This is a genomic window from Acidovorax sp. SUPP3434 (genome assembly GCF_030159015.1).
Taxonomy (GTDB): domain Bacteria; phylum Pseudomonadota; class Gammaproteobacteria; order Burkholderiales; family Burkholderiaceae_C; genus Paracidovorax.
Genome location: NZ_BQXL01000017.1, coordinates 42,912 through 67,376 on the forward strand (window position 1 = coordinate 42,912; position 24,465 = coordinate 67,376).

21 protein-coding genes are annotated in these 24,465 nt (G+C 68.1%); 12 read left to right on the plus strand and 9 right to left on the minus strand.

Translation table 11 applies throughout. From position 1 onward, the window contains the following. Window positions 1–29 precede the first annotated feature (29 nt). Window positions 30–530, minus strand: a complete 501-nt coding sequence (locus AVKW3434_RS20320; RefSeq protein ID WP_284402939.1) for an acyl-CoA thioesterase — start codon at window positions 528–530, stop codon at window positions 30–32. Window positions 531–649: 119 nt separating this feature from the next. Here AVKW3434_RS20320 and AVKW3434_RS20325 point away from each other — a divergent pair, with 119 nt between their 5' ends. Both AVKW3434_RS20325 and AVKW3434_RS20330 read left to right on the plus strand, forming a co-directional pair. After that, window positions 650–1,774: a sterol desaturase family protein gene (locus tag AVKW3434_RS20325; RefSeq protein WP_284407268.1), complete on the plus strand. Its 1,125-nt coding sequence runs from the start codon at window positions 650–652 to the stop codon at window positions 1,772–1,774. A gap of 8 nt (window positions 1,775–1,782) precedes the next feature. Then, on the plus strand, window positions 1,783–3,036 hold the full coding sequence (locus AVKW3434_RS20330) for a BaiN/RdsA family NAD(P)/FAD-dependent oxidoreductase (RefSeq protein ID WP_284407301.1): 1,254 nt from the start codon (window positions 1,783–1,785) through the stop codon (window positions 3,034–3,036). A gap of 60 nt (window positions 3,037–3,096) precedes the next feature. Here the strand turns inward: AVKW3434_RS20330 and AVKW3434_RS20335 are convergent, their stop codons facing one another. The 3 genes from AVKW3434_RS20335 to AVKW3434_RS20345 all read right to left on the minus strand — a co-directional run bounded on the left by AVKW3434_RS20335 (window position 3,097) and on the right by AVKW3434_RS20345 (window position 7,657). Then, entirely contained in the window at window positions 3,097–4,212 is a 1,116-nt protein-coding gene (locus AVKW3434_RS20335) for a catalase family protein (RefSeq protein ID WP_284407269.1), read from the minus strand. Window positions 4,213–4,250: 38 nt separating this feature from the next. After that, complete coding sequence (locus AVKW3434_RS20340) at window positions 4,251–6,596, minus strand: FdhF/YdeP family oxidoreductase (RefSeq protein ID WP_284407270.1); 2,346 nt, start codon at window positions 6,594–6,596, stop codon at window positions 4,251–4,253. 317 nt (window positions 6,597–6,913) lie between these two features. Then, on the minus strand, window positions 6,914–7,657 hold the full coding sequence (locus AVKW3434_RS20345; protein WP_284407302.1) for an ArsR/SmtB family transcription factor: 744 nt from the start codon (window positions 7,655–7,657) through the stop codon (window positions 6,914–6,916). Between the two features lie 156 nt (window positions 7,658–7,813). Here AVKW3434_RS20345 and AVKW3434_RS20350 point away from each other — a divergent pair, with 156 nt between their 5' ends. Beyond that, window positions 7,814–8,209: an NIPSNAP family protein gene (locus tag AVKW3434_RS20350; RefSeq protein WP_284407271.1), complete on the plus strand. Its 396-nt coding sequence runs from the start codon at window positions 7,814–7,816 to the stop codon at window positions 8,207–8,209. Beyond that, on the plus strand, window positions 8,206–8,583 hold the full coding sequence (locus tag AVKW3434_RS20355; protein ID WP_284402895.1) for an antibiotic biosynthesis monooxygenase family protein: 378 nt from the start codon (window positions 8,206–8,208) through the stop codon (window positions 8,581–8,583). The genes AVKW3434_RS20350 and AVKW3434_RS20355 overlap by 4 nt, the downstream gene beginning before the upstream one ends. Here AVKW3434_RS20355 and AVKW3434_RS20360 read toward each other — a convergent pair. After that, complete coding sequence (locus AVKW3434_RS20360) at window positions 8,541–11,855, minus strand: EAL domain-containing protein (protein ID WP_284407272.1); 3,315 nt, start codon at window positions 11,853–11,855, stop codon at window positions 8,541–8,543. The genes AVKW3434_RS20355 and AVKW3434_RS20360 overlap by 43 nt on opposite strands. 301 nt (window positions 11,856–12,156) lie before the next feature. Here AVKW3434_RS20360 and rpsU point away from each other — a divergent pair, with 301 nt between their 5' ends. Both rpsU and AVKW3434_RS20370 read left to right on the plus strand, forming a co-directional pair. Beyond that, window positions 12,157–12,369 (plus strand): 30S ribosomal protein S21, encoded by a 213-nt coding sequence (rpsU, locus tag AVKW3434_RS20365; protein WP_007833691.1) that lies wholly within the window; start codon window positions 12,157–12,159, stop codon window positions 12,367–12,369. 118 nt (window positions 12,370–12,487) lie between these two features. Further along, window positions 12,488–12,934, plus strand: coding sequence for a GatB/YqeY domain-containing protein (locus tag AVKW3434_RS20370; RefSeq protein ID WP_272568278.1), 447 nt, complete (start codon window positions 12,488–12,490; stop codon window positions 12,932–12,934). Between the two features lie 79 nt (window positions 12,935–13,013). Here the strand turns inward: AVKW3434_RS20370 and AVKW3434_RS20375 are convergent, their stop codons facing one another. Continuing rightward, on the minus strand, window positions 13,014–13,964 hold the full coding sequence (locus AVKW3434_RS20375; RefSeq protein WP_284407273.1) for a LysR substrate-binding domain-containing protein: 951 nt from the start codon (window positions 13,962–13,964) through the stop codon (window positions 13,014–13,016). 106 nt (window positions 13,965–14,070) lie between these two features. On the opposite strand from AVKW3434_RS20375, the gene AVKW3434_RS20380 reads away from it, so the two are divergent. Further along, window positions 14,071–15,162 carry a tartrate dehydrogenase gene (locus tag AVKW3434_RS20380; RefSeq protein WP_284407274.1) on the plus strand — a complete coding sequence of 364 codons (1,092 nt, stop codon included), beginning with the start codon at window positions 14,071–14,073 and terminating at the stop codon, window positions 15,160–15,162. A 209-nt stretch (window positions 15,163–15,371) separates the two neighbouring features. Beyond that, a complete protein-coding gene (locus AVKW3434_RS20385; protein WP_284407275.1) occupies window positions 15,372–15,926 on the plus strand; it encodes a hypothetical protein in 555 nt (184 codons plus the stop codon). A 258-nt stretch (window positions 15,927–16,184) separates the two neighbouring features. Here the strand turns inward: AVKW3434_RS20385 and xopJ are convergent, their stop codons facing one another. The 3 genes from xopJ to AVKW3434_RS20400 all read right to left on the minus strand — a co-directional run bounded on the left by xopJ (window position 16,185) and on the right by AVKW3434_RS20400 (window position 18,863). Further along, window positions 16,185–17,306, minus strand: a complete 1,122-nt coding sequence (gene xopJ, locus AVKW3434_RS20390; protein WP_284407276.1) for a YopJ family type III secretion system effector XopJ — start codon at window positions 17,304–17,306, stop codon at window positions 16,185–16,187. Window positions 17,307–17,363: 57 nt separating this feature from the next. Beyond that, window positions 17,364–18,293, minus strand: a complete 930-nt coding sequence (locus AVKW3434_RS20395) for a LysR substrate-binding domain-containing protein (RefSeq protein ID WP_284407277.1) — start codon at window positions 18,291–18,293, stop codon at window positions 17,364–17,366. A 111-nt stretch (window positions 18,294–18,404) separates the two neighbouring features. After that, on the minus strand, window positions 18,405–18,863 hold the full coding sequence (locus tag AVKW3434_RS20400) for a thioesterase domain-containing protein (protein ID WP_284407278.1): 459 nt from the start codon (window positions 18,861–18,863) through the stop codon (window positions 18,405–18,407). A 149-nt stretch (window positions 18,864–19,012) separates the two neighbouring features. Between AVKW3434_RS20400 and AVKW3434_RS20405 the strand changes: the two genes are divergently transcribed. The 4 genes from AVKW3434_RS20405 (at window position 19,013) to AVKW3434_RS20420 (ending at window position 24,455) form a co-directional block, all read left to right on the plus strand. Continuing rightward, window positions 19,013–20,017, plus strand: coding sequence for a tripartite tricarboxylate transporter substrate binding protein (locus AVKW3434_RS20405; RefSeq protein ID WP_284407279.1), 1,005 nt, complete (start codon window positions 19,013–19,015; stop codon window positions 20,015–20,017). Window positions 20,018–20,090: 73 nt separating this feature from the next. Beyond that, the gene (locus AVKW3434_RS20410; protein WP_284407280.1) at window positions 20,091–21,641 is read left to right on the plus strand and encodes a UxaA family hydrolase; all 1,551 of its coding nucleotides are present in this window, start codon (window positions 20,091–20,093) and stop codon (window positions 21,639–21,641) included. A gap of 107 nt (window positions 21,642–21,748) precedes the next feature. Beyond that, window positions 21,749–23,218: an NAD-dependent succinate-semialdehyde dehydrogenase gene (locus tag AVKW3434_RS20415; RefSeq protein ID WP_284407281.1), complete on the plus strand. Its 1,470-nt coding sequence runs from the start codon at window positions 21,749–21,751 to the stop codon at window positions 23,216–23,218. A gap of 190 nt (window positions 23,219–23,408) precedes the next feature. After that, a complete protein-coding gene (locus tag AVKW3434_RS20420; protein WP_284407282.1) occupies window positions 23,409–24,455 on the plus strand; it encodes a Bug family tripartite tricarboxylate transporter substrate binding protein in 1,047 nt (348 codons plus the stop codon). Window positions 24,456–24,465 lie beyond the last annotated feature (10 nt).

Genomic DNA, 24,465 nt, shown 5'->3' on the forward strand with positions numbered 1-24,465 from the left:
TCTCTACGTCTCTACGTCTCTGACGTCTCCTACAGGCCGGCCGGCCCCGCCGCCGCCAGCCGCACCTGCTCGAAGCGCTCGGCCTGCTCCTTGCGCAGGGCCTTGCGCAGCAGCGCGGCCTCCCATCGGCGGCGCTCGTCGGCGGTGGAGGGCGACAGGGGCGGCACGGCGACGGGCTTGCGGTCCTCGTCCACGGCCACCATGGTGAAAAAGCAGCTGTTCACGTGGCGCACCACCTGGGTGCGGATGTTTTCGGCCACCACCTTGATGCCCACTTCCATCGACGAGTTGCCGGTGTAGTTCACGCAGGCCAGGAAGGTGACGAGTTCGCCCACGTGGATGGGCTGCAGGAAGGTGACCTGGTCCACGCTGAGCGTGACGGCGTAGCAGCCCGAGTAGCGCGTGGCGCAGGCGTAGGCCACCTGGTCCAGCAGCCGCAGCACCGCGCCGCCGTGCACGTTGCCCGAGAAGTTGGCCATGTCGGGGGACATCAGCACGGTCATGCTGAGCTGGTTGGCCGGAAGGTTGATCGTCATGGCGCGCGATTTTAGAAGCGCGAGGGCCTGCGGCACGGGCCTTGCGTGGCGCGGATCGGGCCGGTGATGCGGCTTCGCTACACTCGCGCCCGGCGTTCCCGCCCGGAGAAAAAATGCTCGACAAACTCAACGAACTCACCGCCAGCCATGGCGAACTGCGCACCGGCCGCGGCCTGGTCTCGGGCGTCATCGCCCTGTCGCTGGCCATCCTGTGCATGCTGGGGGTGCTGGCCTTCCACTTCCCGCAGTACCTCACCACGCCGGAGCTGCGCAAGAGCTACAACGTGGACGTGATCCGCATGATCATGCTGGCCGCGCTGGTGGCGGCGGGCGGCATCTCCCTCGTCAACATGCTGTTCAACCGTTCGCGCTGGCTGTCGGCGGCGGCTTTCCTGCTGGTGGTGTCCACCGCGCTGCTGGGCGGGCACAAGGTGCCGGTGAACGACTTCGCGGACAACACGCCCTACATCGGCCTGGACTGGTTCATCCTCGACCTGCTGGGCAGCGCGCTGATCTTCATCTTCATCGAGAAGCTCTTCGCGCTGCGGCGCAACCAGCCGGTGTTCCGCGCCGAGTGGCAGACCGATTTCCACCACTTCATCGTGAACCACATGGTGGTGGGCTTCGTGCTGCTGGCCACCAACCTGCTGGTGCACAAGTTCTTCGGCTGGGCAGCGAACGACGGCATCCGCGGCTGGGTGCAGGGGCTGAACTTCTGGGTGGCGCTGTTCCTCATCGTGCTGGTGGCCGACCTGGTGCAGTACTGGACGCACCGGGCCTACCACGAGGTGCCCGTGCTGTGGCGCCTGCACGCGGTGCACCACAGCGTGAAAAGCATGGACTGGATGGCCGGCTCGCGCCAGCACATCCTGGAGCTGCTGATCACGCGCACGCTGGTGCTGGCACCGATCTACGTGCTGGGCTTTTCCAAGGAGGTGATCGACGCGTACATCGTGATCGTGGGCTTCCAGGCGGTGTTCAACCATGCCAACGTGAGCGTGCGCCTGGGGCCGCTGCGCTACCTGATCGTCACGCCCAACTTCCACCACTGGCACCACAGCCAGGACCAGGAGGCGCTGGACAAGAATTACGCGGCGCACTTCGCCTTCATCGACTACGCCTTCGGCACGGCGGTCAAGAGCACCAAGCTCTGGCCCGAGCACTACGGCGTGCTGGGCGACTACGTGCCCAACGGGTTCATGAAGCAGCTCAAGTTCCCGTTCACGTGGAAGGGCTAGTGGTGTCCATGGACACGGCGGACACCGCGCAGCAGTTCGACGCCGTCGTCATCGGCGCCGGCGCGGCGGGCCTGTTCTGCGCCGCGCAGGCGGGGCAGCGCGGCCTCTCGGTGCTGCTGATCGACCACGCCGAGAAGGTGGCCGAGAAGATCCGCATCTCGGGCGGCGGTCGCTGCAACTTCACCAACCGCGACCTGGACCCGGCCGCGCCGCACAAGCACTTCGTGGGGCAGAACCCGCAGTTCTGTCGCTCGGCGCTGTCGCGCTACACGCCGGCCGACTTCATCGCGCTGATGGACCGGCACGGCATCGCCCACCACGAAAAGCACAAGGGCCAGCTCTTCGCCGACCGCTCGGCGGAGGACATCATCCAGATGCTGCTGGCCGAATGCGCCGCGGGCGGCGTGCAGCGCTGGCAGCCGTGCCGGGTGAAAAATGTGGCCTTTTCGGCCTCCAGCACAGATTCCACTAGGGCGTTCTGCTATCAAATTGATACCGATCGCGGTCCCGTGCTGGCCCGCAGCGTGGTCGTGGCGACCGGGGGGCTGTCGATCCCCAAGATCGGCGCCACCGACTTCGGCTACCGGATCGCGCAGCAGTTCGCCATCCCGCTGGTGGAGCGCCGCCCGGGCCTCGTGCCGCTGACCTTCGACGGCGATGCCTGGGCGCCCTACGCCCAGCTGGCCGGGCTGGCGTTGCCGGTGGAGATTTCCACGGGCGCCAAAAAGGCGCGCATGGCCTTCCACGAAGACCTGCTGTTCACCCACCGGGGGCTGTCAGGCCCGGCGGTGCTGCAGATCTCCAGCTACTGGCAGGAGGGCCTGCCCCTGTCCATCCACCTCGCGCCGGGCACCGACCTGCCCGCCCTGCTCGCGCAGGCCAAGGCGCGGTCGCGCAAGCTTATCGCCAACGAACTGGCCGGCCTGGTGCCCAGCCGCCTGGCCGACACCTGGGTGCAGCAGGACGCGGACTGGCAGCGGCCCATCAACGAGGCCTCGGACAAGGCGCTGGCGCGGCTGGCCGAGCGGCTGTCGCGCTGGGAGCTGGTGCCCACGGGCACCGAGGGCTACAAGAAGGCCGAGGTGACGCTGGGCGGCGTGGACACGCGCGCGCTGTCGCAGCAGACCATGGAGGCCAAGGCCCAGCCGGGTCTGTACTTCATCGGCGAGGTGGTCGATGTGACCGGCTGGCTGGGGGGCTACAACTTCCAGTGGGCCTGGGCCAGCGCGCATGCCTGTGCGCAGGCACTGCCGGGCGGCTGAGCCCCGCCGGCACGGGCACCGGCGCCAGCCCGGGCCCCGGCACGAGGCCAGCGCATGCGGTCATGCGCGCCCGATGGACGGCGGAATTTCGCTCGGTTCGCGCACGGGCGTCTGGTTGCGGTCCGCGCGAAACTGCGCGGAGCGCTCGTACGCCAGCTTGCGGGCGCGCATCACGTTGCCCAGGGGCTGGTGGTCCGCCAGACCGCGCCAGGGGCTGAAGAAGAGGCCGTCTTCCGACACGGCGGCCACGGCCTCGCTCCACGCGGTCTGCGGCTGCGCCACCAGCCGGGCCACGGTGATGTAGGGGCTCTGTTCCTGCGGCCACTCCACGGACGCGTCTTCGACCGGCATCGACTCCAGGTCGGTGCACAGCTGCACCCGCAGGTCCCACTGCGCGGGGTTCACCGCCATGAAGCGGACCACCTCCTCGCGCAGACCGTCGGGCCGGCCGTCGAGATCGACCTTCTGGTCCACCAGCGCCTTCAAGGCGTCCGATGCCGGCGCCAGCGACAGCTTGGCGATGTACTGGCCGTGCCGCAAGGCCGCGCCCGAGAAGAAGGTGGCGCCCAGCACGTGCGTCGGGGCATGGCCGCCCAGCGAGATCAGCTTGCCGCTCTTGCCGCCGAAGGCCTCGACGACCCTCTCCGCCACCTGCAGGGTGGCCGACAGCGCTTTCTTGGCCCCCTCCGCCACATCGGTGGTGGCCGCCAGGGGCTTGAGGTTGCTCAGGAATTTCCGGGCCGTGGGCGCGGCGAAGACCGGGCTGTCCGCAAAGACGAAGTTCTGGGTGGTGTCGGACTCCGAACCCGGGAGCCGCGCGCCCTCGACGCCGAGGACCTTCAAGCCCAGGCCCCGGGGCAGGGACACCTTGTCGTCCAGCACGTCGCCCGGGTTGGTGGAGAACCGCAGGATCGCGTCGTACGTGCAGGGCCGGGCGAACAGCCCCTGGGCGAGCGGCTCGGGCAAGTCCGGCAGCACCGTCAATTGCGCCCGCAGCACGCCGTGCGCCTTGGCATGGACGCTGCGGCGCGCGTGGCCGCTGTGCTCGAACGTCGTCTCGCGGATCTTGGCGAGCGTCTGGTCCAGTTCGGTGAACACCTGCGGCTCGTCGGGATCGGCCTGCTCGACGGCAGGGTGGTAGCGAACGGGCGGCTGGCTGGCGGGGTCTTGGCGCATGGCGGGTCCTTGGCAGAAAGAGGGTTGGGGCGGGCGCATCAGCCTGGAAACAGGCGGACGGGAATGGACTTGGCGGCGGGCACGTGGCTTTCCCTGGCGTGGTGGTCCAGGGGCATCAACGGGTTGAGTTCGGGGTAGTAGCCCGCCACGGCGCCGCGCGGCAGGTCGTAGGCCACGACGGTCAGTCCGGCCACCTCGCGGCGCACGTCGTCCTGCCGCCACTGCGTGCGCGCCGTCACCCGGGCGCCGGCCTGCAGGCCGAGCCGTTCGATGTCGTGGGCATTCATCAACAGCACCTGGCGCGTGCCCTCGATCCGGCGAAAGCGGTCGTTCAGGCTGTAGATGGTGGTGTTGAACTGGTCGTCGCTGCGGATCGTGAAGAGGCGCAGCACCTCGCCGTCCACGGGCGTGGGCACCTGGTCCGGATCGGCCTGCAGGCCGCCGGGCGCGACGAAAGCGGCCCTGCCGCTGTCGGTCTCCCACACCCGGTGGCGGGCCGCGATGGGCCGCGCGAAGCCGCCCGGGACGGCCAACCGGCGGTTGAAGTCGTGGAAGATCCTGGGGAAGGTCAGCGCGATGGCGTCCCGCACGCGGGCGTAGTCGTCGGTCCACCCGGCCCACGGAACGCAGGCGTTCGGCGCGAGGGTGGCCTGCGCGATGCCCGCCACGATCGACAGCTCGGAGCGCAGCGTCGCGGCCGCCGGCTCGGCCACGCCACGGGAGGGGTGCATGAAACCCGTCGAATCCTCGGTCGACACGGTTTGCTCGCCGCTGGCCTGCCGGTCGATCTCCACCCGGCCCAGGCACGGCAGCAGGTAGGCCACCTCGCCATGCATCACGTGGCTTCGGTTGAGCTTGGTCGCGATCTGAACGGTCAGCCGCATCCGGCGCCACGCGGCCTCGATCAGCGCCGTCTCGGGCACCGCGCGCACGAAATTGCCGCCGAGGCCGAGGAACGCCCGCACCGAACCGTCCAGGATGCCCTGGCAGGCGGCGACGGTATCCAGGCCCTTCTTGCGCGGGGGCTCGAACTGGAACTGCGAGGCCAGCTGGTCCAGCGGGGCGAGTTCCGGCTTCTCGGTGATGCCCACCGTGCGCTGCCCCTGCACGTTGGAATGCCCGCGCACCGGGCACAGCCCGGCGCCGGGCTTGCCCACGTTGCCGCGCAGCAGCAGCAGGTTGGCGAGCATCTGCACGTTCAGCACGCCCTCGCGGTGCTGCGTGAGCCCCATGCCGTAGATGCCGATGACGCGTTCGGCCGCAAGGTAGGTGCGTGCGGCCTCCTCCAGCGCCGAGCGGGACAGGCCGGAGTCGCTTTCGATGTCGGCCCACGAGGCGGCGCGCATCGCCCGCGCGAGTTCGTCGTAGCCCTGCGTGTGCTCGGCGACGAACCCGGCATCGATGGCGCGGGGGCCGCCCGATGCCAGCGCGGCATCGTCCGCCTCGATCACGAACTTGCACAGGCCGGTCAGCGCGGCGATGTCGCCCCCGGGCCGGATCTGCAGGTACTGCGTGCTGATGGCGGTGCTGCCCGGCGTGAGCATGTCCACCGGCGACTGGGGGTTGTTGAACGCCACCAGGCCGCTCTCGCGCAGCGGATTGAAGGTCACGATGGGCACGCCCCGGCGCCGCGCGTCCTGCAGGGGATGCAGCATGCGCGGGCTGGACACGCCGACGTTCTGGCCGAAGAAGAAGAAGATGGCGTCGCACTGGTCGAAGTCGTCCAGGTCCACCGTGCCCACCGGCGACCCGATGGACTTCTTGAGGCCGACCGATGTGCTCTCGTGGCACATGTTCGAGCTGTCGGGCAGGTTGTTGGTCCCATACAGCCGGGCGAAGAGTTGCCACAGGTACGACGTCTCCAGCGACGCCCGGCCCGACGCGTAGAACACCACCGAATCGGGCTGCAGCGCTTTCAGCTCCCGGCCGATGCCGTCGAAGGCCTCCTGCCAGGACACTTCGACGTACCGGTCCCGGCCGGCGTCGTAGCGCAGAGGAACCGTCAGCCGCCCGCCCGCTTCCAGCGCGTGGTCGGTCCAGCCGGCGAGTTCCGCCAAGGGGTGGGCCTCGAAGAAGGCGGCGTCCAGGCGCCGGTCCGTCAGCTCCCACGACGTGGCCTTCGCGCCGTTCTCGCAGAACTCGGCGGGATGCGGGTGCAACGGCTTGGCCCAGGCACAACTGGAGCAGGTGAAACCGTCGTGTTTGTTCTGCAGGGCCAGCGCCTTGATCACCGTGACGCCCGGGCGATCGCGCAGCAAGGTGCCGGCGACCGCTCTGACGGAGCCCCAGCCGCCGGACGACGGAGGGTCGTGCTCTACATCGGGGGAGACGCTACTGGCTGGCGTGGCCAGGGCTTCGGTGGACGGCGGCGGCTTATCGCGCATGGACCGCTTTCGACGCGGGCCTGCGGCAGTGCGGGGCAGCGGCCCGCTCCAGGAAGCCAGGGCAGGCACGCAGTGGATGGCGGTGTCGGAATCGATCGATCGAAGGGGGTGGCATGGGGGGCTCGGCGGGCAATGGGGCGTGGCCCCCGATTACGCGGCTGGGAGCCGTGCAGGCCCTGTCGGATGGAGCGCCTATTGGCCATGCGCGTTGGCCGACAGCGGGCCGATGGACCCTTCGCCAACGCGCCGGCGCGGCAAGCCGAGCGGCTGCCGCTGCAGGCCAGGGAGGGCCAGGGCCCGATCGCGCCTTCGTCGTTTCAGGCGCCGGGCAATGGTGCTTGCACCACGCCGCTCCAGCGCGCGGTGCCCAGCCAGCCTTGCAGGGCGGCGGCCCCGGGCGGGGTGATGGCGAGCGCGCGCGAGCCTTCGCGGCGCACCAGCCAGCCCTGGTCCAGGCAGTGCGCGCACACCAGCGCGCCCAGGCGCCCGGCCAGGTGCGGGCGCCGCTCGCTCCAGTCCAGGCACGGGCGGCACAGCGGGCGCGGGCCCCGCTGCGGCGGGCCGGCAGACGGGCCCGCCAGGTCCAGCCCCAGGCGCCCCAACACGGCGGCGGCCCGGTCGGTCACCTGCCCGCCCGCCTCGGTGTCGAACACGATCGCGCCCTCTTGCAGCAGGTGCTCGGCCACCGCCACGCCGAGGCGCCCGGCGATGTGGTCGTAGCAGGTGCGCGCCCTGCGCAGCGCCGCATCGCGCGGGCCCACCGCCACCGGGCGCGCCGGCGGGGCCTGGCCCGCGGCCAATTGCATCAGGCCTTCCAGCAGCCGCGCCACCTCGGCCGAGGCGAGGCGGAGGTAGCGGTGGCGGCCCTGGCTTCGCACCGACAGCAGGCGCGCCTCCACCAAGAGGGCGAGGTGGCGACTGGCCGTGGCCGGGGTGACGTGCGCGGCATCGGCCAGCTCGCGCGCCGTGAGCGCGCGCCCGTCCATCAGCGCCAGCAGCATGCCGGTGCGCGCCGGCTCGCCGACGAGCGCGGCGATGTGCGCGATCTGGTTGGTGTTCATGCCGGCCAGTGTGCCGCAGCCGCCGGCCGCGATGCTTCGTTCCACGGCGAAGCATCGACCCCGCGGAACGCGGCCCAATGGCCACCATGCCGTGCGGATGCGGTGCCCCGCCGGCCCTGTGCCTTCGCCCCCAACCTTCTACCCAAGGAACCCTCCATGGCCCTCACCTGCTTCATCCGCTACCATCTCGACCCCTTCCAGATCGCCGCCTTTCGCGAGTACGCCGCGCAATGGGGCCACATCATTCCGCGCTGCGGCGGCCACCTGCTGGGCTACTTCGTGCCCAGCGAGGGCACCAACGACGAGGCCTGGGGCCTGATCGCGTTCGACAGCCTGGCCGCTTACGAGGCATACCGCGCACGGCTGCGGACCGATCCGCAAGGCCGCGCCAACTTCGAGCGGGCGCAGCGCCAGCGCTTCATCCTGCGCGAGCAGCGTACCTTCGCCGAGGTGGTGGAGGGCACGTTCCAGCGCCCCGCCCTGCCGCCGCACCCGCCGCTGTCGCTGCTGGGATCCGCAGGAGAGCCGCCCGCCGCAGGGGCCACCGCATGATCGCGGTCATCTTCGAGGTCGTGCCCAGTGCCGCAGGCCGCCAGCCCTACCTGGACACCGCCGCCGCGCTGCGCTGCGAGCTGGAGCGCATGGACGGCTTCGTTTCCATCGAGCGGTTCGAGAGCCTCAGCCAGCCGGGCAAGCTGCTGTCGCTGTCGTTCTGGCGCGACGAGGCCGCCGTGGCGCAGTGGCGCCAGTGCGAGAGCCACCGCCATGCGCAGGCCGCCGGCCGCGCGGGTGTGTTCGCCGACTACCGCCTGCGCGTGGCGGCCGTGCTGCGCGACTACGGGCTGAACGAGCGCGCGCAGGCACCGGCCGATTCGCGCACGGTTCACGACGGCAGCAGCGCCAATCGAGGCCGCTCGCCCGCGTAGCCCCGCACCCAGGCCTCCAGGGCCGGCACGGGCAGCGCCTGGCTGAAGTGGTAGCCCTGCAGTTCGTCGCAGTCGAGCGAGCCCAGCGCCTGCGCCGTGGCCAGGTCCTCCACACCTTCGGCCACCACCTTGAGGCCCAGGGTGTGGCCCAGCGCGATGACGGCGCGGGTGATGGCCATGTCCGCGCCATCGGTCAGCATGTCGCGGATGAACGACTTGTCCACCTTGAGCTTGTCGATGTCAAAGCGCTTGAGGTACGCCAGGCTCGAATAGCCGGTGCCGAAATCGTCGATGGACAACTGCACGCCCAGCCCCTTGAGCGCGGCCAGCTGCTGCTGCGTGGCCTCGGCGTTCTCCATCAGTTGCGATTCGGTCAACTCCAGTTCCAGCCACTTGGGCGGCATGCCGCAGCGCGCCAGCAGGGTGCGGATGTCGGGCACCAGCGCCGGGTCGGCCAGTTGCGCGGCGGAGAGGTTGACCGACACCGGCAGCCCCGCCAGCGCCAGGGGCGGCCTCGCCCGCCGGGCGTCGTGGGCGATGCCTTGGCCCTCCTGCGGGCCCTGTGCGCCCGGGCCCGCGGCGTGGCGCGCGCCGCCGTGCGCGGACTGCCAGCGCGCCCACTGCAGGCAGGCCTGCTCCAGCACCCAGCCGCCGATCGCGCGGATCAGGCCGGCCTCTTCCGCGATGGGGATGAACTCGCCCGGCAGCACTTGGCCGAGCACCGGGTGGTTCCAGCGCACCAGCGCCTCCACGCCCGTGAGGCGGCCCGATCGTGTGTCCACGCGCGGCTGGTAGTGCAGCTCCAGTTCGTGGCGCTCCAGCGCGCGGCGCAGCATCTGCTCCATGGCCTGGCGGGCCTGCACGCGCCGGTCGGTCTCCAGCGAATACAGGCGCGCCATGTCGCGGCCGGTGGTCTTGGCCTCGTACATGGCGGCGTCGGCGCGGCGCATCAGCTCGTCCAGCCCCGTGCCGTCGTCGGGGTACACGGCGATGCCCACGCTGCACGACACGTTCAGCTCGTGCCCCTGCACCGGGTGGCTCTGGCGGATGAGCGGGATCAGCCGGCGCTCCACGGCCTGCAGCACGTCCTCCGGGCCTTCCACGTCGCGCATCACGATCACGAACTCGTCGCCGCCCAGGCGGCTCACGGTGTCGTGCGTGCGCACGGCCTGCAGCAGCCGCGCCGCCACCGAGCGCAGCAGCCCGTCGCCGATGTGGTGGCCCAGCGTGTCGTTGATGGACTTGAAGCGGTCTAGGTCGATGAACAGCACCGCCACGCGCTCGCCCGTGATGGCGGCATGCGCGATGGCCGCCTGCAGCCGCTGCACGCACAGCGAGCGGTTGGGCAGCTCGGTGAGCACGTCGTGGTGGGCCAGGAACTGGATGCGCTCCTCGTTGCGCTTGCGGTCGGTGATGTCGATGGCGATGCCGATGTGGTTGGCCACGGCGCCGCCCTTGCCGCCCTCGCGCACCGCCGACACCATCAGCCAGGCCGGGTAGGTCTCGCCCGAGCGGCGCCGGAACCGCACCTCGCCCTGCCAGGACTCCTTGTCCAGCAGCGTGCGGGCGATGCGCGCGCCCAGCGGCGGCTCGCCCGGGTCCTCCAGCAGGAAGCCCAGGTTCTCGCCGATCACCTCGTAGAAGTCGTAGTGCGTGCTGCGGCAGAACGCCTTGTTCACGCTCAGGATCTTCTGGTCCGCGGCCATGATGATGATGCCCTCGGACGAGGCCTCGAACACCTTGGCCCACAGCTCCAGCCGCTGCTCCATCACCTTGAGCACGTTGATGGGCGTGAAGGCGGTCAGCATGGCATCGCGCCCCTGGAAGTGCAGGCGCCGCGCCGACAGCACGGCCCACAGCGGCTCGGCGCTGCCCTTCCAGCGCACCTCGAACTCGTCCACCACGCCCTGGTCGGCCAGCCGCTGGAAAAAGCGTGCGCGCACGCCCGGCTCCATGCCCGTGCGCCAGGGGTCCAGCGTGGTGCCGTTCAGCCACAGGCCGGCCGGGGCGTTGGCGTGCAGCACCTCGTGCTCGGGCACCGAGGTGACCACCATCGGAATGGGCAGTGCCTCCACCAGCTCGCGCTGGGCTTCGGCGGCGCGCGCGCTGGCGGCCAGCTCCTGCTGCAGCACGCGCTCGCGGTCGAGCTGCGCCAGCATGCCGTTGAAGGCCGTCACCAGCCGGCCGATCTCGTCGCGGCTGATCCAGTGCGCGCGCAAGGTGTGGTCGCCGCTGCGACGCACCTCGTCGGCCACACGGGCCAGCTGCTGCAGGGGCTTGGCGATCTGCCGCGCCACCAGCGTGACCAGGCTCAGGATGCAGCCCAGCAGCAGCACGGCCGTGCCCAGGTGCAGCCACATGCGCGCGAAGAGGTCGTCCACCCGGGCGTAGAGCAGGCGGTCCAGCTGCGCCGTGCCTTGCACCCACGCCGTCTGCAGCGCGCCCAGCAGCGCACGCTGGCGTGCGGGCAGCTCGGCTGCCGCGGTGCGCCCCTCGCCCTGGGCGATGCCCTGCAGCAGCGCCTGCAGGTCGTTGCCGGCCTGGCGCAAGGCCGCGCGCTGCGCGTCCAGCGCCGCCCGCAGCGCGGGCGAGCCGGCGATGAAGGCCTGGTCGTAGTCGGCATCGATGCCCAGCATCACCGCATCGAGCCGGCCCGCCAGCGTGAGCAGTTCGGCCGCGCGGTGGTCGCCCTGGCGGGCACCGGGCGCATTCAGGAAGGCCGCCGTGTCGTGCGTGACCTGCAGCAGCTCCGGAAAGCGCAGCAGGATCAGCGACATCACGTAGTAGCTGTCCAGGTCGGGATCGAGGATCAGGTTGGACTGGTTGCCCACGGTCGTGAGCAGCTCGCGCCCCTGCCGCAGCAGGGGCCCGCGCACCGGCTCGCCGGCCGCCCCCATCGCGCCCACCGCTCCACGCCCCGCCGGGTCGCCGGTGGCCGACTGGCGCAGCAGCGCCTCGAAGCGCGCGGCCGGCTCGCCGGTCTTGAGCGCGCCGTCGTGCGCGCTGCGCACCGCGGCCAGGCGGTCCATCAGCAGGATGCCAGCGATGCCGTCGCCCTCCATGAACGCGCCCATCAGCCCGTCGCGCACCACCGAGGCATAGGCGGTGCCCACGATCTCCTTGCGCGCGAAATCGATGGCCAGGAATTTCTCGTGGATCAGGATGCCCGAGACGTAGATCACGGCCGTCAGGTCCAGCAGGTAGATGAGCATGAGCTTGCGGCCCACACTGAGCCGGCCCAGCCAGCCCGATACGCGGTGCATGATTGCCATGGTGTCGTGCTTGGGGCCCCGCGCGGGGAAAGAGAACGGTGCGGGGCGGTTGCGGGAACGAACGAAGGGATGAATCGAATCAGCGCCACCGGGGCCCATGCAAATTCCAAGCCATACGCCTCGTGACAATGCGATCGGACCGCACCCATCGACAGAGCGGATTACAGGGCTATAATCTTCGGCTTTGCTGGCAATACCCCGTCGGCCAATACTAGTTACAGACGGGGAACCCGCTACACACGGCATTCAGGCCCGATCTCCTGGATACCCTCTGTGGGCACATTTTGGAAACCATTAGCTAATGACCACCATCCGCGTAAAAGAAAACGAACCCTTTGACGTCGCCCTGCGCCGCTTCAAGCGCACCATCGAAAAGCTCGGCCTGCTGACCGACCTGCGCGCCCGTGAGTTCTATGAGAAGCCCACCGCCGAGCGCAAGCGCAAGAAGGCCGCCGCCGTCAAGCGCCACTACAAGCGCGTTCGCAGCATGCAGCTGCCCAAGAAGCTGTACTAAGCTCTAACAGAGCCGGCCTCACCGCCGCAAAACCCGCGCTAGGGACGCCAAGCGCGGGTTTTTTCGTTTGGGGCACAGCGCGCCACCCCACCCACCCCTGGTTTGAACGGAGAACACCATGAGCCTCAAAGAGCAGATCACCGAAGACATGAAGACCGCCATGCGCGCCAAGGACGTCGAGCGCCTGGGCACCATCCGCCTGCTGCAGGCGGCGATCAAGCAAAAGGAAGTCGACGAGCGCATCACGCTGGACGACGCTGCCGTCGTCGCCATCCTGGACAAGCTCATCAAGCAGCGCAAGGACTCCATCACCGCCTTCGAAGGCGCGGGCCGCCAGGACCTGGCCGACAAGGAAAAGTCTGAAACGGCCGTGCTGCAGGCCTACCTGCCCGCGCGCATGTCCGCCGAGGAAACCCTGGCCGCCGTGAAAGCCATCGTGGCCGAACTGGGTGCCGCGGGCCCCGGCGACATGGGAAAGGTCATGGGCGTGGTGAAGACGCGGCTGGCCGGCAAGGCCGACATGGGCCAGGTCTCCGCCGCCGTGAAGGCCGCGCTGGCCGGCTGATCGGGCCCTCGGGACGCGTGCCATGCGCGTCCTTGCCAAGCGGGGTGCCAGCGCGCTGCACCCCGCCATATCTCCCTCCTCATTCCCCCGTACCGCCCACCGCGCCAATGCGTGCGCCGTCGCCGCCAGCCGCCCACTCCTGGCGGAAGTGCTCCTGCAGAAACTCCACGCACACGCGCACCTTGGCCGACAGATGGAGCCGCGTGGGATAGACGGCCCACACATTCGCTTCCTGCCGCCACTCAGGCAGGACCGGCACCAGGTGCCCCGCACGCAACTGCGGCTCCACGTCCCACAGCGAGCGCAGCGTGATGCCGCGGCCGTCCACGGCCCACTGCACCACCATTTCCCCGTGGTTGGCCGACAGCGGGCCGCGCACCTTCACCGACTCTTCCACGCCGCCGCTGCGCAGGCGCCACACGCCGAACGGGTGGTCACGCTCCTTGATGACGAGGCAGTCGTGACTGGACAGCTCCGCCAGCGTGCGCGGCGTACCATGGCGCGCCAGATAGGCGGGCGCCGCGCACAGCACCCGGTGGTTGTCCGCCAGCCGCCGCGCGATGAGGTGCGGCGCGATCTCGTCGCCCACGCGCACGTCCAGGTCGAACCCCTCGCCCGCCACATCCACCAGCCGGTCGAACACCTCCAGCCGCACCTGCAGGGCCGGATGGCGCTCCACCAGCCGCGACAACGCCGGCGCCACCACGCGCCGCCCGAATCCGAAGCTGCAGCTCACCCGCAGCAGGCCGCGGGGCTCGCGCCGCGTGACCGCCACCTCCTGCAGCAGCTGGTCCACATCGTCCAGGATGCGCTGCGCCCAGTGGAACACGCGCTCGCCCTCCTCCGTCACCACCACGCGGCGCGTGGTGCGGTGCAGCAGCTTGACGGCCAAATCCTCCTCCAGCAGTCGGATGCGCTTGCTCACATAGGCAGGCGAGGTGCCCAGCTCGGTCGCGGCCTCGCCGAAGCTCGATTTGCGCACCACCACGGTGAACACGCGCAGGTCGTCGTTGGAAGGAATTTTGTGCACGAAGTGTGAAGAATGAGACCACAGGCGGCCGATTGTATTTTGCGCGGCACTGCCGAACAATGCCCCATCCGGCACCTGCCGCTCCACTTTTTCCACAAGGACCCTCATGCAAAAAACCAAGTACCAGATCGCCGTGATTCCCGGCGACGGCATCGGCAAGGAAGTCATGCCCGAAGGCCTGCGGGCCATCCAGACCGCGGCCGAGCGCTTCGGCTTCGAGCTGGAATGCCGCACCATCGACTGGGCCAGCTGCGACTACTACGCCGCCCACGGAAAAATGATGCCCGACGACTGGAAGGCCCAGCTCGCCGGCGTGGACGCCATCTTCTTCGGCGCCGTCGGCTGGCCCGCCACCGTACCCGACCATGTGTCCCTGTGGGGCTCGCTGCTCAAGTTCCGCCGCGAGTTCGACCAGTACATCAACCTGCGCCCCGTGCGGCTCTTCGAGGGCGTGCCGTGCCCCCTGGCCGGCAGGAAGCCCGGCGACATCGACTACTTCGTCGTGCGCGAGAACACCGAGGGCGAATACACGTCCCTGGGCGGCATCATGTACGAGGGCACCGACCGCGAGATCGTCATCCAGGAATCGGTCTACTCGCGCCACGGTGCCAATCGCCTCTTGAAGTTCGCCTTCGACCTGGCGCAAAGCCGCGCCAAAAAGCACGTGACCCTCGCCACCAAGAGCAACGGCATCGCCATCAGCATGCCCTGGTGGGACGCCCGCGCCGACGACATCGCCAAGGCCTACCCCGAGGTCACGCTGGACAAGCAGCACATCGACATCCTCACCGCCCGCTTCGTGCTGCAGCCCGGGCGCTTCGACGTGGTGGCCGCCACCAACCTGTTCGGCGACATCCTCTCCGACCTGGGGCCCGCCACCACCGGCACCATCGGCCTGGCGCCTTCGGCCAACCTGAACCCCGAGCGCACCTTCCCCAGCCTGTTCGAGCCCGTGCATGGCTCGGCACCGGACATCTACGGCCAAAACATCGCCAACCCCATCGCCATGATCTGGTCGGGCGCGCTGATGCTGGACTTCTTGACGCAAGGCCAGGGCGCGGGAAGGCAGGCGCACGATGCCATCGTGGCGGCGATCGAAGAGGTCATCAAGACCGGGCCGAAGACGCCCGACTTAGGGGGCACGGCCAACACCACGCAGGTGGGCGAGGCGATTGCCGCACAAATCGCTAAAGCTTGATCAACGCAGGTCCGGTACTCTGACCACTCTGGCGGGTGCTTGCGTGGCGATCTTTGCATCCGAGCCGACGTAGCACCATTGCACACAATTTCGGCAGACCATTGTCAGTTTCACGCAAGCCCAAGAAAGCCCAATCCGGCGGCATTTAAGGAAGGTACGCGAGTCCACACCAGTCTATGGTTCGCGGCCTGTGAAACAGATAAGACTCTATGACCGAACAAAAATTGGTGTGCTTGCCCGATGGGTGCCGTAAACCTGTCGAGGTTTCCGATCCGGGCGCGATGAACAGGGTGCTCCTCAAGCTCCAGCAACTCTATCGAGCATCAACGCTGGCCGGAGACAATGCCGCTCAGTACTGGGCAGATATCGCCGTGAACTCAAAGAGCCCGCTTGCACCACTGGCGCATGTACCCGGCGCCCTGGCCGTTCTGTGGACCCCAGACATTGCACCCACCACAGCCCTGACGCTTGGAACCGCAGGGTATGGCTTCGCAGCGCTGCCGAAGAATCTGATCCATTTCACCACCAGGGCAGGCGCCGCCGGCATAGCGCGCACTGGGGTTATCAACGCGAGCCCTTTCGGATTGGATGGCATCTTCGGAGCGGGGGTATACATGGCCCGCATCGGCAGGCCGCTCAATGGTTTCATCGAGAAGGTTTCGCGCATCCCCATTCACATCTCCACACCCGCGGGCACGGTTCGAATCGTCCCCTACCTTGTTTACGTGAGGTGGGGACTCCAAGGCGTTAAGGTCGCAAGATGAAAACCGTTCCCCCGTCACGTGTAGTGCGCAGAGCAACTGTCCTGTTCGCCTGGATCTGCTGGGGGGTCGCTTACTGGCAGTCGAACTGGTGGTGGTTCGCCGGGTCATTCGTGCCATACCTCTTGTCCAATAGCTTCAGTCACTTGCTGGACAGGAATCAAAGTAGTGAGTAACCGGTAAATCGACCTTAGTCAGCGCGTTTTGCTTCAGAGCGGCTTCGTGGCATGAGCAGCGTGTAATGGGCGGCTAATTGGGCCATCATTCGATAGCCTTTCTTATTTTTCTCAACCTTGATGCCTCGATTGACATGCTGTAAGACTTCTCTCTCGTTACTCGAAAGTCCTGCACACGCTCCGAAAGCGTTTCAGCAGGATTATCGCGACCCGTACTGACGTTCTTTCCTTCCAGTTCGGGCTGACTCTCGATAACTTCCGCGATAGTTGCCCGCGAATGCGCATGTTTGAAGAAAACTGCTGGTAAAAATTTAGTGCCGTCAATAAATTCAATATTTTTATCAACTACGGATTTTCTCTCTTGAGAAGAAAAACATCTAACATTTCTCCTCAAACTATCATGCAATTCATCAAAAATATTGTCTTTCTGGTAAGCACAGAGCGCTAAGTCGAGTGAAAAAATAATGCAATCATAGTTTGACTTTTGGGCACCTAATTGTACAACTGCCAAATCCCCATCGTCACCCAAGCAATTTTGAACATTTCTAGCCAATTGCTCATATCCTGCAAGAATTTGTACATCTCCATTGTCATCTTCACCGCGCGCTAGCGCTGGCTCAATTACCAATAGCGTTCGTTTTCCATCTTGAATACGCACATCCATAGCCACGTGATGTAGGCTCGATTGACTCAATTGAACGATGGATCGCCAAGCTGGTTTTTGCGACTGCATGAATTCGGCAAAGAATGATTGCGCAGAGTCGTGGCAACTCAACCGAAGTTCTGAATGGCGGTCGTTATATGCGTTTGCTAAGAGTTGTTTATTTCTGGCGTCTAGTGCAGTGATCTCACCCGTACTCCCTGTCGAAGCGGCTGACAGCGCTGTTCGCGCATACTCTGACAACTCATACGACACGTAGGAATTTTCCAATGCCTCCCTCAAGGCGGCTGCTTTTTTTTCTGCGCGGGGTGGCAGCGAATTAGCCCCCCCATAATTACCACCTCTACTTGCCAATTCCGACAGTGCGCCTGACTCACTGTGCCTCGAACTTGGCCGACTTGAAGGTGAGCGTTCTGGTCGAGATAAATTTTGTGGCGGGGTACGATGTGTGCGACTAGAACCAGCCCCTAAAGCTCGCATAAATTTTTTCATGGCAGTGCAAGTTAACAATGAAGCATTAATAATAATCTTCTCGATAAATTGCATATCCAGAGAAAACGAATTATTTATTCTCTATGCGAATTTTATAGGTATAAAAATAATTCAGACTCGCCCCACCTCCCTCAAACACCCCACCAACGCCTGCGTCACCGGCGTCCCCTCCACTCCCCGCATCCGTATCAACCCCACCGGCGGCAACGCGATCTCCACCGGCACCTTCACCACCGCCAGCATCCCCTGCTCCGCGAAATGCCGCGCCACCGTGCGCGCCATGAAGGCCACGGCGCCGCGCTGGTGCAAGAAGGTGATCTGCGACAGGAACGACGCCGACTCCACGATGTCGGCCGGCGGGTGCAGATCGTGCGCGAAGAACTGCTGCTCCAGCTTCACGCGCAGCGAGGCCCAGGGCGGGGGCAGCACGCAGGGCTGCCCGGCGATGTCGGCCCAGCGCGGCTTGCGCTTCGTGGCCAGGGGGTGCCCCGGTCGCACGACGGCGACCATGGGGTCGTCGTAGAGGGCCTCGGTTTCCAGGTCGGGTGATGCGTAGCCCGGCTCCAGGCGGCCGACGAACAGGTCCAGCTCGCCCAGGCGCAGCTTCGGCAGCAGGCGCGTCAGGTCGCCCTCCTCGATCAGCACGGTGGTGTGGCGGGACCGGGCCTTGAGCTGTTCCACCGCCTGCGCCAGCAGCACGGGCGTGGCGGCCACCATGGCGCCCACGCTGGTGCGGCCGCGCGCGCCGCTGGCCTCGGCGGCGATCTCGTCGCGGGTGCGGTCGTAGCCGGCCAGCACGGACCGCGCGAAGCGCACCACGCTCGCACCGGCCGCGGTGGGCTCGGTGCCGCGCGTGGAGCGGTCGAACAGCGGCAGGCCGAACATGCGCTCGACCTCGGCCAGGGTCTTGGAGACGGCGGGCTGGGTGACGGAGAGGAAATCCGCCGCGCGGCCGACGTGGCGAAACTGGTCCAGCGCCACGAGCATCTGCAGGTGCCGCAGCTTGAGGTTGGAGCGTAAAACGCGGTCGATCTGGCTCATGGGGCGTGGGCGTGGAAGGTGGTTGAAGGAAAGGACAGGAAAGGAAGCCGCAGGTGGGCGATGCAGCGCGGGCACCGGGGCACAGGCCGGCACGGGCCGGCCGCGCCCCGGTCAGCGGTGCAGCACGAACTGCCCGGTGAACTGCACGGCGTCGTCCTCGCTGCCCTCGGCCCGGACGCGGGTGTGCAGCGCAAGCCGCGCGCGGCCGCGGCGCTGGTACGTGGTGATGAAGGTGCGCCACAAGGCCGGGTCGGGCGCCTCGCAGATCGCCACCGCCGCCCCGCGCACGGGCAGCGGGTAGCGGATGTGGCTCTCCTGGATCACGATGTGGCCCCCCTCGATGCCCGCCTCCCGCAGGCGCAGGTGCAGCCAGCCCCAGCCGGCCAGCACGGCGCCGCAATACAGGCTGCCGCCGAACATGGTGCTTTTGTGGTTGACGTTGGGCTCCAACGGCAGATGCAGGTGCAGCGCGTGGTCCTCCCAGCGCAGCACGGTCAGGCCCATGTCGCGGGTGAGCGGGATGTCGTGGTGCAGCACCTGCTGCAGGGCCTCGGTCGGTTCGGTGGTCATCGGTGCGTCTTTCAACGAAGGGGAAGGTGCCGTTCGGCTTCATAACCTGCAGGCTATGAAGCGAGTCTGCTAATTCATTGGAAAGCAATGATTGTCTGCCCAAGAATCCGGCCTGTGCTTTCCCGATAAAAAACAGACCGGAGACATCGATGAATTCTTCCCGCCCCTTGCAGCGGCGCCAGTTCGTGCTGGGCGCCGCCGGCGCGGCTGCCCTGGCCGCCACGTCCACCATTCTTCCCTCCCGCGCCCTGGCCAACGGGTATCCCGAGCGCCCGATCACCTTCATCTGCCCGTGGCCGGCCGGCGGCACGGCCGACCAGTCGATGCGCACGCTGTGCACGGTGGCCGGCCGCATCCTGGGCCAGGCGGTGGCGGTGGAAAACCGCGCCGGGGCCTCCGGCATGATCGGCTCGAAGGCCCTGGCCTCCGCCCGGCCGGACGGCTACACGATCGGGCAGATCCCGATCTCGGTCACGCGGTTCTCGCAACTGGGCACGCTGCAGGCCGATCCGCGCAAGGACTTCACCTACCTGGCGCGCACCTCGGGCCAGACCTTCGGCATCGCGGTGCCGGCCGATTCGCGGTTCAAGACGCTGCAGGACTTCGTGCAGCACGCCAAGGCGAACCCCGGCCAAGTGACCTATGCGCACGCGGGGGTGGGCGGTGCCACGCACGTGGGCATGGAAGAATTCGCCAGCGTGGCGGGCATCCGCCTGAACCACGTGCCGTTCAAGGGCGGCGCCGAAGCGCTGCAGGGCGTGCTGGGCGGCCATGTGGATGCGCTGGCCGATTCCAGCTCGTGGGCGCCGCATGTCGAGGCGGGCAAGCTGCGCCTGCTGGCCACCTGGGGCGAGCAGCGCACCGCGCGCTTCAAGGACACGCCCACGCTGCGCGAGCTGGGCTACGACGTGGTGGTGGATGCGCCCAACGGCATCGGCGCGCCCAAGGGGCTGGACCCGGCCATTGCGGCGAAGCTGCGCGAAGCCTTCCGCCAGGCCGTGGCGAGCCCCGAGTTCAAGGCCGTGGCCGACCGGCTCGATGCGCCGCTGCTGTACCTGGACGGCCCCGACTACGAAAAATACGTGAACACGGTCTACGCCAAGGAGACCGTGCTGATCGACAAGCTCAAGCTGCGCGAGCTGATGAAGAGCTGATACCGAGCGAACGGGCGGCGGCATCGCAGCCGCCGCGCCGCCCCCGAAGCGCCCCCACCCGAAAGCCCCACCGATGAACGCCATTGCGCCGCTCCCCGCCCTCACCGATAGCCCGCTGCTGCACCTGCACCCCAACGACAACGTGCTGGTGGCCAAGTCGGCGCTGGCCATCGGGCAGGCCATTGCCGACCTGGGCGTGCGCACGCGCGCCCAGGTGCCGGCGGGCCACAAGATCGCCGCGCGGCGCATCGCGCAGGGCGAACAGGTGAAGAAGTACGACACGGTGATCGGCGTGGCCACGCGCGACCTGGAGCCGGGCGACTACGTGCACAGCCACAACATCGAGCTGGTCGATTACTACCGCGACCCGGCCTTCGGCGCGGACGTGCGGCCGGTGGACTATGTGCCGCAAGCCGAGCGCGCCACGTTCCAGGGCTTCGTGCGCGAGGACGGCAGCGTGGGCACGCGCAACTTCATCGGCATCCTGTCGTCGGTGAACTGCTCGGCCACGGTCATCAAGCAGATCGCCGCGCACTTCACGCCCGAGCGGATGAAGGCCTTCCCGCACGTCGATGGCGTGGTGGCGTTCGCGCAGACGAGCGGCTGCGGCATGTCGTCGCCCAGCGAGCATTTCGACGTGCTGCGCCGCACGATCGCGGGCTATGCGCGCCACCCCAATCTGGCGGGCGTGCTGATCGTGGGCCTGGGCTGTGAGCGCAACCAGGTCGATGGGCTGGTGGATTCGCAAGGATTGCAGCGCGGGCGCCTGATGCGCACGCTGGTGATGCAGGACGTGGGCGGCACGCGCGCCACCATCGCCGCGGGCGTGGAGGCGATCGAGGCGATGCTGCCCGCCGCCAACGCCGCGCGGCGCAGCACGGTGAGCGCCAGCCACCTCAAGATCGGACTGGAGTGCGGCGGCTCGGACGGGTTCTCGGGCATCACGGCCAACCCGGCGCTGGGCGCGGCGATGGACGTGCTGGTGCGCCACGGCGGCACGGCCATCCTGTCGGAAACGCCAGAGATCCACGGCGTGGAGTTCATGCTCACGCGCCGCGCGATCACGCCCGAGGTGGGGCAAAAATTGCTGGACCGCCTGGCCTGGTGGGAGCGCTACGCGGCCGGGCAGAACGCGCAGTTCAACGGCGTGGTGGGCCACGGCAACCAGGCCGGGGGGCTGGCGAACATCTTCGAAAAGTCGCTCGGCTCGGCGATGAAGGGCGGCACCACGCCGCTGCGCGCGGTGTACGAATATGCCGAGCGCATCGACGAGAGCGGCTTCGTCTTCATGGATTCGCCGGGCTACGACCCGGTGGCGGCCACGGGGCAGATCGCCAGCGGCGCGCAGCTGATCTGCTTTACCACCGGGCGAGGCTCGATGTTCGGCAGCAAACCGGCGCCGACGATCAAGCTGGCCAGCAACACGGCCATGTACCAGCGGCTGGAGGAAGACATGGACATCAACTGCGGCGTGATCCTGGACGGCGAACTGACGGTGCCCGAGATGGGCCAGCGCATCTTCGAGCAGATCCTGCGGCACGCGAGCGGCGGCGCCACCAAGAGCGAGCTGCTGGGCCTGGGCGACCACGAGTTCGTGCCGTGGCACCTGGGCATCGTGAGCTGACCCTGGCTGAACCGGGTCAGCACCATTACTACAAAATTGATAGCACGATGCCCTAGTGTTATTTGCACTGGAGCCCGATTTCATTCAAACCCCATTCCGTCCTTGCCATGCCCCTGACTCTCACCCGCCCCGACCTGATCCGCAGCGCCAACTTCATCGCGGGGCACTGGCACCCCGGCCCCGGCGCGCTGCTGCCCGTGACCGACCCCGCCACCGGCACCGTGATCGCCGAGGTGCCCGACTCCGGCGCCCCCGAGGCCCGGGCCGCGCTGGAGGCCGCCCATGCCGCCTTTCCCGCCTGGCGCCAGGTGCCGGCCAAGCAGCGCGCGGCCATCATCAAGCGCTGGAACGATGCGGTGCTGGCCCACCAGGACGACCTGGGCGCCCTGATCTCCCTGGAGCAGGGCAAGCCCCTGGCCGAGGGCAAGGGCGAGGTGGCCTATGCCGCCAGCTACATCGAATGGTTCGGCGAACAGGCCACGCGCATGAACGGCGAGGTCATCCCCGCCCCCGTGCCCGGTCGGCGCATGTTCGCTTTGAAAGAACCCGTCGGAGTCGTCGCCGCCATCACGCCGTGGAACTTTCCCGCCGCGATGATCGCCCGCAAGATCGCCCCGGCCCTGGCCGCCGGCTGCACGGTGGTCTGCAAGCCCGCCGAGGACACGCCCCTCACGTCCCTGGCCCTGGTGCTGCTCGCCCACGAGGCCGGGGTGCCGCCCGGGGTGCTGAACATCGTCACCGCCTCGCGCGAGAAGACGCCCGAGGTGGTGGACGTGTGGCTCGACGATGCGCGCGTGCGCAAGATCACCTTCACCGGCTCCACGCCCGTGGGCAAGCACCTGGCGCGCCGCAGCGCCGACACGCTCAAGAAGCTCTCGCTGGAGCTGGGCGGCAACGCCCCCTTCATCGTGTTCGAGGACGCCGACGTGGACGCGGCGGTGGAAGGCTTCATGGCCGCCAAGTTCAGAAACGGCGGCCAGACCTGCGTGTGCCCCAACCGGGTGTTCGTGCACACCAGGGTGCATGCCGAGTTCGCACAGAAGCTCACCGCCCGCGTGGCGGCCTTGAAGGTGGGACCGGCGAGCGACCCGGCCTCGCAGATCGGGCCGATGATCAACGCCCGGGCGGTGGAGAAGATCGAGCGGCATGTGCAGGATGCCGTCGCCAAGGACGCCAAGGTGCTCACGGGTGGAAAACGCCTGACCGAGCTGGGCGCCACCTACTACGCCCCCACGGTGCTGGAGAACGCCGATGCGACCATGGCCTGCGCCTGCGAGGAGACGTTCGGCCCGGTGGCGCCGCTCACGCGCTTCGAGAACGAACAGGACGTGATCGCCGCCGCCAACGACACGCCGTTCGGCCTGGCCGCGTACTTCTACAGCCAGGACGTGCGCCGCATCTGGCGCGTGGCGGAGGCCCTGGAGACGGGGATCGTGGGGATCAACGAAGGGGCGCTGGCGGCGGAGGCGGCGCCGTTCGGGGGCGTGAAGGAGTCGGGCTACGGGCGCGAGGGATCGACGCACGGGTTGGAGGATTACCTGCACACGAAGTACGTGTGCCAGGGGGGGTTGGGCTGAGGGGCACACGGTCCACTCCAGCACACCAAACGCACGAAGCGCCCGCCACCCAACCGCCTGTCACCGCCACGCAAGCCCCCCACCACGGAAGCCCCCATGCATTGATCGATTTCCCCACTGGCACGGCGCGACATGGGCGCGGTGCCGGTTTGTTCGCCCAAGTAAAAACCACACACCAGGAGACAACACCATGGTTCCCATCGCTTCCCGTGCCCATGCACACCCCGGCCCACTCACCCGCACCCGCACCACCACCGGCCGCCGAGCGCTCGTCGTATCGGCCGCGCTCGCCCTGTGCGGGCTGGCCGCGCCGCTCGCCGCCGTCCACGCGGCCGACGCCTATCCGACCAAACCCGTCACGCTGCTGGTGCCCTACCCGGCCGGCGGCGCCAACGATGCCGTGGCGCGGCTCGTGGGGCAGAAGCTGGGCGATGCGCTCAAGCAGCCCATGGTGATCGACAACCGACCGGGGGCCGGCACGACCATCGGCACCACGGTGGCCGCCAAGGCCGCGCCGGACGGCTACACGCTGGTGCTGGGCTCGCTGGCCAGCCACGCGGTGAGCCCGCACCTCTATGCCAAGCCCGGCTACGACGCGGTGGCCGACTTCACGCCCATCGGGCTGATCGGCGTGGTGCCGATGGTGCTGGTGGTGGCGCAGGATTCGCCATACACCAGCGTGCGCGCGCTGGTGGAGGCCGCGCGCAAGCAGCCGGGGGCGCTCAACTACGGCTCGTCGGGCAACGGCTCGCCGCTGCACCTGGCGGCGGAACTCTTCAAGCAGGCCGCGCAGGTGCAGATCAACCACGTGCCCTACAAGGGCGGCAACGCCCACACCATGGACCTGATGGGCGGGCGGCTGGACATGATCCTGGACACGCTCACCAGCGCCTCGCCGCTCATCAAGGGCGGCAAGGTGCGGGCGCTCGCCGTGGCCGCGCCCGCGCGCCTGCCCGAGCTGCCGGACGTGCCCACCTTCGCCGAGGCGGGCTACCCCGGCTTCGAGGTCAACGCCTGGTATGCCCTGTACGCCCCCGCCAAAACCAGCAAGGACGTGGTGGCCACCCTGAACACCGCGCTGAACGCCGTGCTGCGCCAGCCCGAGGTGCTGGAACGCATGGCCGCGCTGGGCGTGCGCCCCCAGCCGGGCACGCCGCAGGCCCTGGCCCGCTTCACGCAGGACGAGCTGGGCCGCTACGGCAAGGTGATCCAGGCCAACGGCATCCGCATCGACTGACACGGCACGC

Coding starts and splice junctions, on each gene's coding strand:
- AVKW3434_RS20325 (WP_284407268.1), top strand. CDS start 650: ATGCTCGACAAACTCAACGAACTCACCGCCAGCCATGGCGAACTGCGC.
- AVKW3434_RS20330 (WP_284407301.1), top strand. CDS start 1,783: ATGGACACGGCGGACACCGCGCAGCAGTTCGACGCCGTCGTCATCGGC.
- AVKW3434_RS20335 (WP_284407269.1), bottom strand. CDS start 4,212: ATGCGCCAAGACCCCGCCAGCCAGCCGCCCGTTCGCTACCACCCTGCC.
- AVKW3434_RS20340 (WP_284407270.1), bottom strand. CDS start 6,596: ATGCGCGATAAGCCGCCGCCGTCCACCGAAGCCCTGGCCACGCCAGCC.
- AVKW3434_RS20345 (WP_284407302.1), bottom strand. CDS start 7,657: ATGAACACCAACCAGATCGCGCACATCGCCGCGCTCGTCGGCGAGCCG.
- AVKW3434_RS20350 (WP_284407271.1), top strand. CDS start 7,814: ATGGCCCTCACCTGCTTCATCCGCTACCATCTCGACCCCTTCCAGATC.
- AVKW3434_RS20355 (WP_284402895.1), top strand. CDS start 8,206: ATGATCGCGGTCATCTTCGAGGTCGTGCCCAGTGCCGCAGGCCGCCAG.
- AVKW3434_RS20360 (WP_284407272.1), bottom strand. CDS start 11,855: ATGGCAATCATGCACCGCGTATCGGGCTGGCTGGGCCGGCTCAGTGTG.
- rpsU (WP_007833691.1), top strand. CDS start 12,157: ATGACCACCATCCGCGTAAAAGAAAACGAACCCTTTGACGTCGCCCTG.
- AVKW3434_RS20370 (WP_272568278.1), top strand. CDS start 12,488: ATGAGCCTCAAAGAGCAGATCACCGAAGACATGAAGACCGCCATGCGC.
- AVKW3434_RS20380 (WP_284407274.1), top strand. CDS start 14,071: ATGCAAAAAACCAAGTACCAGATCGCCGTGATTCCCGGCGACGGCATC.
- AVKW3434_RS20385 (WP_284407275.1), top strand. CDS start 15,372: ATGACCGAACAAAAATTGGTGTGCTTGCCCGATGGGTGCCGTAAACCT.
- xopJ (WP_284407276.1), bottom strand. CDS start 17,306: ATGCAATTTATCGAGAAGATTATTATTAATGCTTCATTGTTAACTTGC.
- AVKW3434_RS20395 (WP_284407277.1), bottom strand. CDS start 18,293: ATGAGCCAGATCGACCGCGTTTTACGCTCCAACCTCAAGCTGCGGCAC.
- AVKW3434_RS20400 (WP_284407278.1), bottom strand. CDS start 18,863: ATGACCACCGAACCGACCGAGGCCCTGCAGCAGGTGCTGCACCACGAC.
- AVKW3434_RS20405 (WP_284407279.1), top strand. CDS start 19,013: ATGAATTCTTCCCGCCCCTTGCAGCGGCGCCAGTTCGTGCTGGGCGCC.
- AVKW3434_RS20410 (WP_284407280.1), top strand. CDS start 20,091: ATGAACGCCATTGCGCCGCTCCCCGCCCTCACCGATAGCCCGCTGCTG.
- AVKW3434_RS20415 (WP_284407281.1), top strand. CDS start 21,749: ATGCCCCTGACTCTCACCCGCCCCGACCTGATCCGCAGCGCCAACTTC.
- AVKW3434_RS20420 (WP_284407282.1), top strand. CDS start 23,409: ATGGTTCCCATCGCTTCCCGTGCCCATGCACACCCCGGCCCACTCACC.